The sequence below is a fragment of the Pedobacter sp. MC2016-05 genome, assembly GCF_026239735.1.
Taxonomy (GTDB): Bacteria; Bacteroidota; Bacteroidia; order Sphingobacteriales; family Sphingobacteriaceae; genus Pedobacter.
On the sequence record NZ_JAPIVT010000007.1, the window covers coordinates 249,374 to 262,646 of the forward strand.

Here is a 13,273-nt window from a genome sequence, read left to right on the forward strand (position 1 = left end):
TTGGTATAATTTTAAAATTACGATTGAGTAATTGTTGTATGGGGGCGAAATTAGTTATTAAAAACCAAAAGCCCGAAATTTTCTTTCAGGCTTTTGATTGTGTTGTATTGAAGTATTTATCTTACTTCTCCCATTAGCTTTTTAACCAATTGTGAAAAAGCGATTAAGGCTACACCCGCAATAAGCGAATAAAGTGCTAACGCTTTATACCCTTCGGTGTAAGCTACGAGTTTCGTCATTAATGAAGCATTATCAATGCTCGACATTTCTGCACCTAGTTTTCCGGCAGCAAGCTGGCCAAATGCGCTCGAGAGAAACCAAAGTCCCATCATCATACCAAACATTTTCTTTGGCGAAAGTTTGGTAATAATCGACATGCCAATTGGACCCAAGCATAGCTCGCCCAAAGTAAGTAGGAGATAGGCCAGGGTGAAAATATTTAGCGAACTTATCCCTTGCTCATTAGAAAAAAATCTCGTGGCGTAAAAAACGTAAAAGCTCAGCGCCAACAAAAGAAAACCAATTCCAAATTTAACAACCGTATTCGGTTCTATTTTGCGTTTGTACATTCCGATCCATAGCAAACCCACCAAAGGACTGAAAACAATTACGAAGAATGAGTTTACGCTGTTGTTCACCACATTGGGGTCAATGTTAAAAAAAAGCAAACTGTGATCTAAATTGTCTTTAGCAAAAAGAGATAAGGAACCGCCACTTTGCTCTGATATTGCCATAAAAATGAAGTAGCAAAATATGAATACGAACGCAGCAATCAGTTTATATTGTGCCTTAATGTCTTTAATCATCGCGGTTTCGTAGATGAAATAGATCAAAGCTACAATGCCGATAGTGTACATAAAATAGTCAGTATAGGCTGTGTTTTTAACCATGATAAAGATCAATGGAATACAAAGTAAAGAGCCTATGTAAACGGCTATTTCGTACGCAGTTCTTTTTGATTTTTCCAAATTAAGCAATGGAGATTTTCCAATAGGGCCTAAGAACTTTTTGGTAAAAATAAAGGTTCCCAATCCGAAAGCCATTACAACAGCTGCAGAAAGGAAACATAAGTGCCATGAAACATATTTACCCAAGTAAATGCACATCGCGCCACCTAAAAGGCCCCCAACATTTATCCCGGCATAAAAAAGACCATAACCTGCATCTCTTCGATTGTCTTTTTCATGGTAAAGTTCGCCGACCATCGATGAAATATTTGGCTTGAAAAAACCAGTTCCAATGATTGAAAGCGTAATCCCTACATAAAATAAATCCTGCGGAGAAAAAGCTAAAATCAGGTTTCCGATAATCATTAACGATCCGCCCCAAAAGAGCGATTTCCTAAAACCTAAAATCTTATCGGCAAAGATACCGCCAATAAAAGTAAAGGCATAAACGAAAGCCTGAATTGCACCGTATTGTAGATTGGATTTTTGATCAGTTAATCCCAATTGATCAACCATAAAAAAGGCCAGGACACCTCGCATCCCATAAAAACAGAAGCGTTCCCACATCTCTACTAATGATAAATACCAAAGTTGCTTCGGGTATTTACCATCAAAATTCTGAATCGCTTCTAATGTTTCAATAGAAGGCGTTTTTTCTGTAGCGATTTGCATGCTATTTAACCCCGTGCATTAGTTTTTTGATGATCGGCGTTAACAGCATAATGAAAATACCTAATCCAACTGGGATCAACGTAAAAATCAAAAAGAAAGTCGACATTGAATACTGTGCTGTAATTTTATCAATCATTCCGCCCATGGTGCCTGCAATTTTGTTTCCAATGGCTATGGCTAAATACCATATTCCGAACATGATTCCAATCATTCTTCCCGGAACTAATTTCGAAACATAAGATAAGCCAACAGGTGAGATAAAAAGCTCACCCATGGTATGGAAAAAGTAAGCCAGAATTAACCAGATCATACTTACCGAGGCAATTTTTGCACCTGGTGGAATTGAACTCGAACCATAAGCCAAGGCTGCGAAGCCGATACCTAATAAAATCATTCCGATACCGTTTTTTACAGTGGCGGTAGGGTTGAATTTGCTCTCCCAAAGTTTTGAAACAATAGGTGCACAGGAAATAATAAACAAGGAGTTTAATACACCAAACCAGGTTGCAGGAACTTCAGCTTTAACATCGCTATATTGGTTTTTCAGCATGTAAATTACCAATCCCCAAATGATAGCAAAACCGGCTGCAAGAATAATATTCCCTAACGCAAAATTTGCGAATGTTTTTCTGAATAAACTAAAAAGAACATAAGTAATGATAACCAAAGGAACTACCGTAATCAATGTGTTGGCAACATTGAAGATAATTTTAGCATTTCCTTCTAATAACCTTGCAGTGTAGTCTTTTGCGAAAATCGTCATCGAACCGCCGGCTTGCTCAAACGAAGCCCAAAAGAAGATAGTGATAAAAGCAAGTACGATTACAACAATCATTTTATCTCTCAGCTTAGGTGAGTATTGTGCAATCCTTTTAATCAAGATAAAAATAAACAAGGCCAGTGCGATGATAATAGCAAAGTTATCTCCCGTTAAACTACCGATTTTAAAATTAAACACCGTTGAACCGGTAATTTTTGATACCGGATCATTTATAATCCAGATTAACCCAATGATTGATATTAACCCAATAAGTACTATATCGAATAGGGAAAAAGGATTCTTTTTTGCCTCTGCCGGGTCTTCATCTTCATCAATAACTACATTGTTTTTCTCAGGTTTAAGCCCAATTGAGCCAAATATATTCTTAGTGAAATAGAATTGGAGCATGCCAACAAACATGAAAATACCGGCCAAACCAAAACCATAGCTCCAACCCCAATTTGGATTTTCGCCAATGTAACCGCATAACAACATTCCTAAAAACGCTCCAGAGTTGACACCCATGTAAAAAATAGTGTATGCTCCATCTTTTTTCTCTGGATGTTTTTTGTACATGTGTGATAAAATCGAAGTCATGTTTGGTTTAAAGAAACCGTTTCCAACCACCAACAGGCATAATCCCAGGTACATGAAAATTGGATTGAACTCGAAGGCCATAGATAGGTGTCCCAGGGTCATTAAAAGCGCCCCCAGGATAACCGCCCAACGATAACCGATAAATCTATCGGCAATAAAGCCGCCCAAAATAGGCGTTAAATAAGCCAAAGAAGTATAAGAGCCATAAATTGCAAGCGCATGTTCTCTTGGCCAGCCCCATCCTGGATTATCGCCAAACATAGAAGAAGTAAGAAATAGAACAAGTAAGGCACGCATACCGTAGTACGAAAATCTCTCCCACATTTCCGTGAAGAAAAGCACGAATAACCCTGCCGGATGACCCAATACTTTGCTGCTAAAGAAATCGTCTTTGGTTTCAATGGATGTTTGCATAAAACATTTGTTGGTTTTAGTTTATGAATTCAGAATTTGTGTGTTGTTTAAGCCTGTTTGCAAGGCGCAATATAGGTAGCGATTGGCAAACTCACAAATTTTTACCGTATAGGAATAGTAATGATGTTGTTAAGCAGCGTTAGATTTTAAAACTTTCGTTCTGGTTTAATATTTTTCTTTGGATCGGCGTATAACTCATCCATCGCATTTGGATCATTATTTAATTCTAAACTTTCCATCAGTTTTAGTTTCCCACCGATTATTTTAAAGCCATCAAATGTTCCGTCAGATCCATAAAATTCATATCTGCCAGTCATCTGAGAATCGAAAGGCGCCAAATGATCAAATACTATCATGCCTGCTTTGTGATCTGTTTTCAAAAGCATCGCATTTGATTTGGTATATTCAAAAATGAATCTATTTTTATCCTTTATGCTTTTTCCATCGAAAACTGGTGCGCCAAATGTTAACTTATCCTTACTAAAGGAAAGAATTTCGATTACCTTTTTGGTGGTCGTTTGATTGTTGCCTTTCCATCCCAACAAGATGTAGTAGGGCAGGCGGCTACCACTGGTAACAGGTATAATCTCGTAATAACGGGCCCCAAACCATTTTTGGTTGTCAGTTATAATATTTGGATCATTAAGGTTTTCAGTTTGATCGATCAAGGGAAAAAGTTTCAGCGGACCATTGTTGCTATTCATTTGGATGGCTCCATAGTATCGGTAGGTGCCATTTTCCAATAAAAGGTACCAACTGATCACTCTAAAAGCCTGATCTGGAGATTTAATGATGGAAACATTTTTTAATGAATCGAAAGAAAAACCAAAAGAATGAGGTGTCTTCAATGCATCAACTAACGTTTTAACAAATTTTCCATTCAATTCTAGCTTCTTTATATCAAAAGTTTCTGCGGTGGTAGCCTTCGATATCTTAACTAGTATATCCTGGAAATTTTCAAGTGCCTTTGTGTTTTGCTGGGCATCAGCACGAAATCCCGCAAAGAGAAAAATTAATAAAAGATATATTTTTTTTATTTTCATTTACATTAAGAATGCCGGGCAAAAAGCCCGGCAAATTTTAAATTTTTTCGATAACAATCGCACTTGCGCCACCACCGCCATTGCATATTCCAGCGACGCCAATTTTACCGTTATTCTGTTCCAATACAGAAAGTAAAGTAACCACAATACGAGCACCAGAAGCACCAAGTGGATGCCCTAACGATACTGCTCCACCATTAATATTCACTTTATCGTTTGACAGTTCTAACAGTCGATTATTGGCAATCGATACTACAGAAAACGCTTCATTGATTTCGAAATAATCGACCTGTTTGATGTCAATATTGGCTTTTTGTAAGGCAAGTGGAATCGCTTTTGATGGTGAAGTGGTAAACCATTCTGGCGCTTGTTGTGCATCCGCATAAGCTAAAATTTTCGCCAATGGTTTAATCCCCATTTCTCTCGCTTTATCTGCACTCATTAACACCAATGCTGCTGCACCATCATTTAAGGTTGATGCATTGGCTGCAGTAACTGTTCCATCTTTCTTAAATACCGATTTTAAACCGGGAATTTTTTCGAACTTTACGGCGGTTGGTTCATCATCAGTATCAATAAGGGTTGTTTCACCCTTTCTGTCTTTCACTTCAATTGACGTAATTTCAACTGCAAATTTCCCTTCTGTTTGGGCGCTCTGAGCTCGTTTGTAAGATTCTATTGCGAACTTATCCTGATCTTCACGACTGATGTTACATTCTGAAGCGCAAAGTTCAGCAGCAGAACCCATGTGATAATCGTTGTAAACGTCCCACAATCCATCTTTAACCAAACCATCAGTAAGCTGCCCGTGGCCTAAGCGATAACCATTTCTTGCTTTATCCAAATAATAAGGAACATTGCTCATGCTTTCCATCCCGCCGGCAACAATAATCTCATGATCACCGTTGGCAATGCTTTGTGCGGCCAACATAATCGCCTTCGTTCCCGATGCGCAAACTTTATTAATGGTAGTGGCAGGAAGATCTGGTAAACCCGCAAATTTTGCAGCCTGGGTGGCCGGGGCCTGTCCTAAATTTGCAGATAGCACGTTGCCCATATAAACTTCCTCTATATCTTCCGGTTTTAAACCAGCTTTCTCAATGGCAGCTTTAATAGCAAAGCCACCTAATTGTGTAGCAGAAAATTGATTTAATGAACCGCCAAAGCTTCCAATCGGTGTTCTAGTAGCTGATACAATTACAACTTCTTTCATGAATAAATATTTTTATGAATTTTTGGTTAGTTCGCTAAGTTATACATTTTTTAATATTGCAATAACGAATACGCGGCCATTTTAGCATGAAGGAAATGTCAGCTTAGTCGCATTAAAATTAATAACGGTTGACACCATCTCAATGATGATGCTTTGAGGTGCCAATCTGTTTATTGCTAGTCTTCCTTTGTTTTTCCCTTTTTTCGCAATTTAAGTGCCTGATTGAGCAAGAATTCAATCTGTCCGTTTGTACTTCTAAACTCATCAGCCGCCCACGTTTCTACTTCCTTTAACAACGCAGGACTAATTCTCAAAACAAAAGCCTTTTTATCTTTCTCTGCCATCCTTAACTTATTGCCGGTATTTGATATCTTGTTTTCAAATTAATGAGGAATAATTCCATTTCTTCAATTTTATTAGAACTGAACAATAGCTTCTTCCCGTTTTTAAATTCTATCTGTAACCCCTTCGATTTATCATTTAAAAGGTAAGCCTTGTCGTTTCGTTTAAACCAGAGTCTGTTTTTCACTCCATAACCGCCATAATCGCCGAAGGCATCATACTTTGTGATGTAAACATTTTCTACACTATTCCACTCGATAGGTGTTAATTTGCTTTTGAAGGCAAAGTATTTATAAAAGATTCCGTCTTGATTTATTCTCAAGGTCAAAACGTTTTTTTGAATAATATAAACTACCAAAAAAGGAAGTAAAATAGCCCAGATGGGAGCGAAGTATACATTTTTTAAATCCTGGAAATTCATTCCGCCCTTATCGAACAGCACAATAGAACCTACCATTATGGCATCCACGCCGATTAAAATATAAAGCCACCACAGGTTTAACTTCTGTTTTTCTTCAAATTCCATGGCATTAATTGTAAAGTGTGCCGGTGTTTACTACGGGCTGTACATGGCGATCTCCACATAAAACAACTAATAAATTACTCACCATCGCAGCTTTTCTCTCTTCATCTAAATCAACAATTCCTTTCTGTGATAATTTTGCCAAAGCCATTTCTACCATGCCTACGGCACCTTCAACAATTAGCTTCCGGGCAGCAATTACGGCAGTTGCTTGCTGACGTTGCAACATGGCACTTGCAATTTCTGGTGCATAAGCCAAATGTGATATCCTTGCCTCCAAAACTTCAATGCCAGCTCTTGACAGCCTATCATTTAGTTCGTTTTCCAGCAACTCACTTACTTTATCAGCACCGTCTTTTAAAGTGATACTGTCTTCTTCGCCTTCAGAATGATCATAAGGAAAAATATTGGCCAGGTGTCTTACAGCAGCTTCACTTTGAATATTAACGTATTGCATGTAGTTTTCTACCGAAAAAACAGCTTTTGCAGTTTCATTTACCTTCCATACCACAACGGCAGCTATTTCTATGGGGTTTCCCAATTTATCGTTTACCTTAAGCTGCTGACCGTTTAAGTTGTTGGCTTTTAACGATAACCTTCTTTTAGCGGTTAATGGGTTAACCCAAAAAAATCCATCGGCCTTAACGGTGCCAATATATTTACCAAATAAGGTTAATACCATAGATTGATTTGGGTTGATAATTAAGAAACCTGGAAAGATTAGGAAAATATCTAGCGCCAGTAGTAAACCTCCCCATAGAAAGCTTTCAGTAACGAAACAAAAAATAGCAGCACCAATAAGCGCTAAAAATAATACAAAGGTTAAATAACCTGATGGAGGACTGATAATCTTTTCTTGATACATAATTGATATTAATTTGATATCATAAAGTAAATTATAAAAGATGGTAATTGCAAACAAATTCAGTAAAATGTATATTAGATAAAAATGTTAATTTTGAAAGCACAATAATCCTATCGTTTTGGCCAAAATCAAGAAAAATTCACATAAAATCCTTTACCGTAAATATTCGTCAAACTTAAAGTATGTGATGATGATTTTTACCGTGTTCATCATTACGCTTTTTCTTCCTAAACAGCCGCGTTTTCGATATGAATTCGAAAAAAACACAGTATGGAAAAACAAAGACCTGATTTCGCCATTTAGCTTCGCTATACTAAAAACCAATCCACAGGTTAGTAATGATAAAAAAAATGCCCTAAAAAATATTCTGCCTGTTTACCAATTTGATAAATCGATTTCGGAAAACGCTTTAGAAGAATTTTCGAACGACTTCGATATTAAATGGAAATCAACGCAACTTGACGAAAAAGATCGTATTCAATTTAAAACTGAAGCCTATAATCTTTTAAAAAGCATCTATCAAAAAGGAGTTATCGGCTTAAATGTGAAACATCAGGGCGGCGCAAAAAATTACGATTTTTCTTTGATGGAAAATAACGTGTCAAAAACTCGAAATACTCAAGACGTTTTTACTGCAGAAAGTGCGCTCTTGTTTTTCAAGGCTAACTTTAAAGCTACAAATCAAGTAATGGTTGATCTGGTAGCGAACCTTGCAATGGACCATATAGCACCCAATATCGTCTTTGATGAAAGGCTAACTCAGGTTATTCAAGATAATACGATTAGCAATATCTCTACTACCAAAGGGATGGTGCAAAAGGGCGAGTTGATTGTTTCTAAAAATGATGTGATTGATGAAGAAATTTATCAGAAACTCGAATCTTACAAAACTACTTACGATGCGCAAACAAAAACTATAGGTAGTAGTGTGCTCGTGTATTTTGGCCAGGTGGTTTTGGTAAGTTTCATTCTAGCCATTTTGATGTCCTTTCTTTTTCTATTTAGGAAAGATATTTTTGCTGATAATCGCCAGCTATCGTTAATACTTATTGTAACTACGGGAATGCTTTTGGCACTTACTTGGGCTATCAAAATGGAGATTCCAAGTTTATATTACATTCCATTCTGTGTCGTCCCCATTATAATAAGGATTCTTTTTGATACACGTTTGGCACTTTACCTGCATATGCTGGTGATTCTGATTGCAGGTTTCTTTGTGGCCAACAGCTTTGAATTTGTTTTTTATCAGGTAACCGCTGGTATGGTTGCCATTTTCAGTATTAAAAACTTCGTAAAAAGGGAGCGGTTTCTAGTTTCTGCCATGTTCATACTGTTCTCATACTTCGTTGCTTTTGTTGGTATTGCTTTATTAAGGGAAGGTAGTTTCAGGGAAATTGAATGGATCAATTTTATACCATTTGTTTTTAGTGTTTTACTTTCCCTTTTGGCTTATCCCTTAATTTACCTTTTCGAGCGTATTTTTGGTATTACTTCTGATGTTGCCCTAATAGAACTTACAAATACTAATAACAAATTGCTTCGCGAGCTTGCCTTCAAAGCACCCGGAACGTTCCAGCACTCATTACAAGTTGCAAATCTTGCAGAAGCGGCAATTTTCAAAATTGGAGGAAACTCCGTATTGGTTAGGGCAGGAGCGCTTTATCACGACATTGGTAAAGTTGATAATCCACAGTATTTCATAGAAAACCAAAACACTGCCATAAGTCCACATGACAAATTGCCTTACGAGCAAAGTGCACAGATTATTATTCAGCACGTTCATAAAGGAATTGAAATTCTTAGGAAAAATCAGATTCCCGAAGCTATCATAGATTTTATTAGAACACATCATGGAAATACCCGGGTGGATTATTTTTATCAGTCTTTCTTAAAAAACACACCTGAAAAGTTCGTCGACGAGAATATTTTTAGATACCCTGGACCAATCCCTTTTAGCAAAGAACAAGGCGTTCTAATGTTAGCAGATTCGGTAGAAGCAGCATCTCGAAGTCTAAAAAATCCCGATGCTCAGAACATAAATGACATAGTTGAAAGGATAATTAACTATAAATTGGAGCAAAATCAGTTAGATAATTGCGATTTAACATTAAAAGATATTGAAACTATCAAATTGATTTTCAAGACAATGCTAATGAGTATCTATCATGTACGAATAGATTATCAACAAGTTTTGTGATTTTTTTTTGTAGAATAGGTTGTTTTACTATATTTGCAAACCTCAAAGCAACGTCGGTAGGACAGAAATTAGAGGAAGTTGGAGAGGTGCCTGAGTGGCCGAAAGGAACAGTTTGCTAAACTGTCGTACTGGTAACGGTACCGCGGGTTCGAATCCCGCCCTCTCCGCAAAAAGAAAAAATAATTTGGCAAAAAAATTGATTTATCATTTAAAAATCGTTTCTTTGCCAACCCTTCGAAAAAGGGGTTAACAAAAGAAGATACCAAGTTCGGGATGTAGCGTAGCCCGGTATCGCGCCTGCTTTGGGAGCAGGAGGTCGTAGGTTCGAATCCTGCCATCCCGACAAAAAGTTCAAACCTACTTTCAAAAAAGGTTTAACAAGGTGATACCTAAGTTCGGGATGTAGCGTAGCCCGGTATCGCGCCTGCTTTGGGAGCAGGAGGTCGTAGGTTCGAATCCTGCCATCCCGACGAATACAGATACAGATTGTATCAAAAACCCTCTAAATGGTGAATTTAGGGGGTTTTGTTTTTTAAGATAGGTCATTATGGGGCAATATATATCAAATATTTTGCAACCAAATCGTAACCAAAATTTTCCTTATAATTTTGTGATCTCTTCAAAACTGAAATTTTTTTGCATTTAATTTTATTCACGAAAAAACTAATCAAGTCGAAAACGTTTTTTGCTGTTTTTTGGTTACGATTTGGTTGCAAATTAAGGAGAAGATTCTATGAAATCTAACCACAGTTTTAGCGTCACTTTCTTTGTTAGACGCAATCGAGAGGCCTTTGGAAGGGCTCCAATTTATGTTAAAATAACCGTTGACGGTAGCAGGGTTTTTATCCCCGTTAAACAGACAGTCGAAGTAGCGCAATGGAACCAAAAAGCTCAGAAGCTGAGAGGAAATTCACCAGAGAACATTTTGGCTCGTGACAGGATGCGGCAAATAGTAAATGATATTAATTTGGCTTACGATGAATTACGTTTTCAGAAAGAGGTGGTGACTGCCGAAAAAATTAAAATTAAGGTGGAAGGCGAAGATCAGGGAAAGTCATTAAGAGATTTAATCAAATACCATTTCGATCAACCAGGTAAATTACTAGCTGCAGGAACATTGAAAAACTACTATTCTACAGAGCGTTTTCTCTCAGAATTTTTAAAGAGAAAAAAGTTGTCAGATATTCAGCTTTCGAAAATTGATTTCAAGTTTATCACTGATTTTGGCGTTTATCTGCGCACTAAATCTCCAGACAAAGGACAGAGGCCATGCACTAACAACACAGTAATGAAGCACATGGAAAGACTTCAGAAGTTGATGGGGCTGGCATTAAAATTTGGTTGGATTTTGAGAGATCCTTTCATCCATTTTACTCGAAAACTCGTAACTAAAGACCGGAATGTCCTAAATGATGATGAATTGGCTTCAATCAGACAAGTTGATTTGCCCGATCCTGTCCAGTGTGTTGTGCGGGATATGTTTGTGTTTAGTTGTTATACTGGACTTGCCTACAGTGAAATCAGTTCTCTTGCTTCCCATCACATCACGACCGATAACGAAGGTGGAGTCTGGCTCGTGATGCAAAGGAAAAAGACCTTAAATACAAATGAGCGAAGTTTTCATGTTTTGGTGCTGCCTATTGCTATGTCACTTATTCAAAAATATAAGTTATCGCCGGACGCTATAAATAGGGAGACAATTTTCCCTTGCCCTTCGAATCAATACACCAACAGAAGTTTAAAAGTAATAGCAGAAAAAGCCGGATTAGGAAGACAAATAACCTTCCACGTTGCCAGGCATACATTTGCCACCACTGTGACGCTCGAAAAAGGAATCTCAATTGAGAGCGTTTCTCATATGCTTGGACATTCGAGTATACGAACAACGCAGATTTATTCGAAAGTGAAACAGAAGAAGGTAGCAAATGAGATGAAATATCTTTTTATGGCTCAACAGGTAGTGATAACATAAAAATAACTCTTAATACCCCGATTTCATTTTCTTTAATTTTGGTAGTAGGCTGTAATCTATTGCAGTCTGCTATCAACATTATTACGTTCTTAAACGAGGTCAGCTAAATCTGTTCCTATACGTTTTTTTAAGTAGTAAGTGGGACTTTTTCCTGTTCACCGCCTGGTAAATGGCATCGATAATCTTTAGGTCTTTCAAAGGTTCTTCACCGTTCACAGGAGCTACCGGCTTTTTATTGGTAAGGATAATGTCGGCCATTTCGTCCATTTGTACCATTTGGTGAATGGTTACTGGCTGCGTAAGTTCTCCCTGATGTGTCCTTCCCCGTATTGGACCATAATCGGTTGAGGGCCGCATTTCTGCGAATCCTTTGTCACCACTCAGAAAAAATCTATCCAGATGATTGATATTGTAGCTGGATAAGCAGGATGCTACAGCGCCACTGGCGAAACCGAGTTGAAACTGTATGGTTTCATCAACACCATCTTTAAATTTTACGGGATCGGTTTTAGTTTCCTGAGCGGTCACCCAAACCGGCTCTTCACCTACCATATACCTCGCTCCATTAAGAGCATAGATTCCAATATCCATCATTGATCCTCCTCCCGCGAGCGCTTTGTTTAAACGCCACTGTTTAGGATCTCCTGCTTTAAAACCACTTGCCCCTGGAAAAACATCAACTTACCAAATTCTCCTGCGTTTCGCATCCGAATCACTTCCAATGTGCGTGGCTCAAAATGCATCCTGTACCCAACCAGCAATTTTACATCTGCTTTTTTACAGGCGTCTATCATCTCTTGTCCTTCTCTGGCATTCAGCGCCATGGGTTTTTCGCATATCGCATGTTTTCCTGCATTGGCTACACGGATAACCTGACTATGATGCAATGCATTTGGTGTAATCACATAAATCGCATCAATATCCGGATTGTTTTTAACCTGATCGAAGTTGTCATAATTGTAGCAATTTTTTTCAGGGAAGCTGGCTTATCCTCTGTAATAGCGCTCGATATCACGTCTATATTTTTCTTTTCGTGAGCAGCAAAGCAAGTAGGGCAATCGTTCCAATCGCTATATATTTACGATGTGCTTTGGGCTTTCCCGGGATTCCCCATCCGCCATGGGTGGAATGCCCATAATCCACGCTGTTAAAAATATTTCCACTGGTAGGGGTGATTGTTTTTGCCTGCTTTAAATAGGTATTAATTACTGCCGATGCAATTCCCCTGGTTAGCGAAGGAAGCAGACCATAGGATATACGCATCAAGCTTGAAAAACTTCCGACCATTTTCTCGGACCGGGGATGAATTGATAGCTCATAGATCGCATTCGCGAGTCGAAATGGATCATACACGATGGGTCCGGGTTTTAGTGCTTTCCCTGTGTAATTTGCGGCATGCTGCATACCTGGAGTATCAAGAAATCCTGGAAATGCATCACAGATATGTATACGGGAATAAGATTTTAATTCTGACTTCAGTGCTGCTGAGAATCCGCGAAGCCCGAACTTGGCAGCAGAGTAGCCTGCGCCGTAAGGAACAGGAAGAAAGCCGCCAATGGAAATGTTATTGATCAGAATGCCATGGCCTTGTGATTTAAAATAAGGTAGGACTGCATGCGCACCATTCATGTATCCAATCAGATTGGTTTTGACTACTTGTTCGCTGATTTCCATTGGGGTAAGGTCGAATGCGCCGATAGAAAGCACGCCCGCGTTATTGATCCATAT

Annotated in this window: 12 protein-coding genes and 3 tRNA genes; 5 read left to right on the forward strand and 10 right to left on the reverse strand. The window is 38.2% G+C overall.

Annotated elements, in window-relative coordinates; all coding sequences use genetic code 11:
* Window positions 1-116: 116 nt before the first annotated feature.
* The 7 genes from OQZ33_RS12085 to OQZ33_RS12115 all read right to left on the reverse strand — a co-directional run bounded on the left by OQZ33_RS12085 (window position 117) and on the right by OQZ33_RS12115 (window position 7,376).
* Entirely contained in the window at window positions 117-1,619 is a 1,503-nt protein-coding gene (locus OQZ33_RS12085) for a peptide MFS transporter (RefSeq protein WP_265799280.1), read from the reverse strand.
* A 1-nt stretch (window position 1,620) separates the two neighbouring features.
* Entirely contained in the window at window positions 1,621-3,390 is a 1,770-nt protein-coding gene (locus OQZ33_RS12090; RefSeq protein WP_265799281.1) for a peptide MFS transporter, read from the reverse strand.
* 146 nt (window positions 3,391-3,536) lie between these two features.
* Window positions 3,537-4,433, reverse strand: a complete 897-nt coding sequence (locus OQZ33_RS12095) for a hypothetical protein (protein ID WP_265799282.1) — start codon at window positions 4,431-4,433, stop codon at window positions 3,537-3,539.
* Window positions 4,434-4,470: 37 nt separating this feature from the next.
* Window positions 4,471-5,646, reverse strand: coding sequence for an acetyl-CoA C-acyltransferase (locus OQZ33_RS12100; RefSeq protein ID WP_265799283.1), 1,176 nt, complete (start codon window positions 5,644-5,646; stop codon window positions 4,471-4,473).
* A 176-nt stretch (window positions 5,647-5,822) separates the two neighbouring features.
* On the reverse strand, window positions 5,823-5,990 hold the full coding sequence (locus OQZ33_RS12105; RefSeq protein ID WP_265799284.1) for an Arc family DNA binding domain-containing protein: 168 nt from the start codon (window positions 5,988-5,990) through the stop codon (window positions 5,823-5,825).
* Window positions 5,991-5,992: 2 nt separating this feature from the next.
* The gene (locus OQZ33_RS12110; protein WP_265799285.1) at window positions 5,993-6,514 is read right to left on the reverse strand and encodes a hypothetical protein; all 522 of its coding nucleotides are present in this window, start codon (window positions 6,512-6,514) and stop codon (window positions 5,993-5,995) included.
* 4 nt (window positions 6,515-6,518) lie between these two features.
* Window positions 6,519-7,376: an SPFH domain-containing protein gene (locus tag OQZ33_RS12115; RefSeq protein ID WP_056849385.1), complete on the reverse strand. Its 858-nt coding sequence runs from the start codon at window positions 7,374-7,376 to the stop codon at window positions 6,519-6,521.
* Between the two features lie 190 nt (window positions 7,377-7,566).
* On the opposite strand from OQZ33_RS12115, the gene OQZ33_RS12120 reads away from it, so the two are divergent.
* The 5 genes from OQZ33_RS12120 (at window position 7,567) to OQZ33_RS12140 (ending at window position 11,545) form a co-directional block, all read left to right on the forward strand.
* Entirely contained in the window at window positions 7,567-9,573 is a 2,007-nt protein-coding gene (locus tag OQZ33_RS12120; protein ID WP_265799293.1) for an HD family phosphohydrolase, read from the forward strand.
* A gap of 80 nt (window positions 9,574-9,653) precedes the next feature.
* A tRNA-Ser gene (locus OQZ33_RS12125) sits at window positions 9,654-9,740 on the forward strand.
* Between the two features lie 102 nt (window positions 9,741-9,842).
* Window positions 9,843-9,916: transfer RNA gene (locus OQZ33_RS12130), tRNA-Pro, on the forward strand.
* 53 nt (window positions 9,917-9,969) lie between these two features.
* Window positions 9,970-10,043: transfer RNA gene (locus tag OQZ33_RS12135), tRNA-Pro, on the forward strand.
* Between the two features lie 263 nt (window positions 10,044-10,306).
* Window positions 10,307-11,545: a site-specific integrase gene (locus OQZ33_RS12140; RefSeq protein WP_265799286.1), complete on the forward strand. Its 1,239-nt coding sequence runs from the start codon at window positions 10,307-10,309 to the stop codon at window positions 11,543-11,545.
* A gap of 99 nt (window positions 11,546-11,644) precedes the next feature.
* Here the strand turns inward: OQZ33_RS12140 and OQZ33_RS12145 are convergent, their stop codons facing one another.
* The 3 genes from OQZ33_RS12145 to OQZ33_RS12155 all read right to left on the reverse strand — a co-directional run.
* The gene (locus tag OQZ33_RS12145) at window positions 11,645-12,136 is read right to left on the reverse strand and encodes a Gfo/Idh/MocA family oxidoreductase (RefSeq protein WP_322975048.1); all 492 of its coding nucleotides are present in this window, start codon (window positions 12,134-12,136) and stop codon (window positions 11,645-11,647) included.
* Between the two features lie 29 nt (window positions 12,137-12,165).
* Entirely contained in the window at window positions 12,166-12,450 is a 285-nt protein-coding gene (locus OQZ33_RS12150; protein WP_265799287.1) for a Gfo/Idh/MocA family protein, read from the reverse strand.
* A gap of 112 nt (window positions 12,451-12,562) precedes the next feature.
* Window positions 12,563-13,273: SDR family NAD(P)-dependent oxidoreductase (locus tag OQZ33_RS12155; RefSeq protein ID WP_265799288.1), on the reverse strand; the 711-nt coding region annotated here is incomplete at its 5' end.

Excerpts from the sequence above, each read along its gene's own strand:
- OQZ33_RS12085 (WP_265799280.1), bottom strand. The coding sequence starts at position 1,619 with ATGCAAATCGCTACAGAAAAAACGCCTTCTATTGAAACATTAGAAGCG.
- OQZ33_RS12090 (WP_265799281.1), bottom strand. The coding sequence starts at position 3,390 with ATGCAAACATCCATTGAAACCAAAGACGATTTCTTTAGCAGCAAAGTA.
- OQZ33_RS12095 (WP_265799282.1), bottom strand. The coding sequence starts at position 4,433 with ATGAAAATAAAAAAAATATATCTTTTATTAATTTTTCTCTTTGCGGGA.
- OQZ33_RS12100 (WP_265799283.1), bottom strand. The coding sequence starts at position 5,646 with ATGAAAGAAGTTGTAATTGTATCAGCTACTAGAACACCGATTGGAAGC.
- OQZ33_RS12105 (WP_265799284.1), bottom strand. The coding sequence starts at position 5,990 with ATGGCAGAGAAAGATAAAAAGGCTTTTGTTTTGAGAATTAGTCCTGCG.
- OQZ33_RS12110 (WP_265799285.1), bottom strand. The coding sequence starts at position 6,514 with ATGGAATTTGAAGAAAAACAGAAGTTAAACCTGTGGTGGCTTTATATT.
- OQZ33_RS12115 (WP_056849385.1), bottom strand. The coding sequence starts at position 7,376 with ATGTATCAAGAAAAGATTATCAGTCCTCCATCAGGTTATTTAACCTTT.
- OQZ33_RS12120 (WP_265799293.1), top strand. The coding sequence starts at position 7,567 with ATGATTTTTACCGTGTTCATCATTACGCTTTTTCTTCCTAAACAGCCG.
- OQZ33_RS12140 (WP_265799286.1), top strand. The coding sequence starts at position 10,307 with ATGAAATCTAACCACAGTTTTAGCGTCACTTTCTTTGTTAGACGCAAT.
- OQZ33_RS12145 (WP_322975048.1), bottom strand. The coding sequence starts at position 12,136 with ATGGATATTGGAATCTATGCTCTTAATGGAGCGAGGTATATGGTAGGT.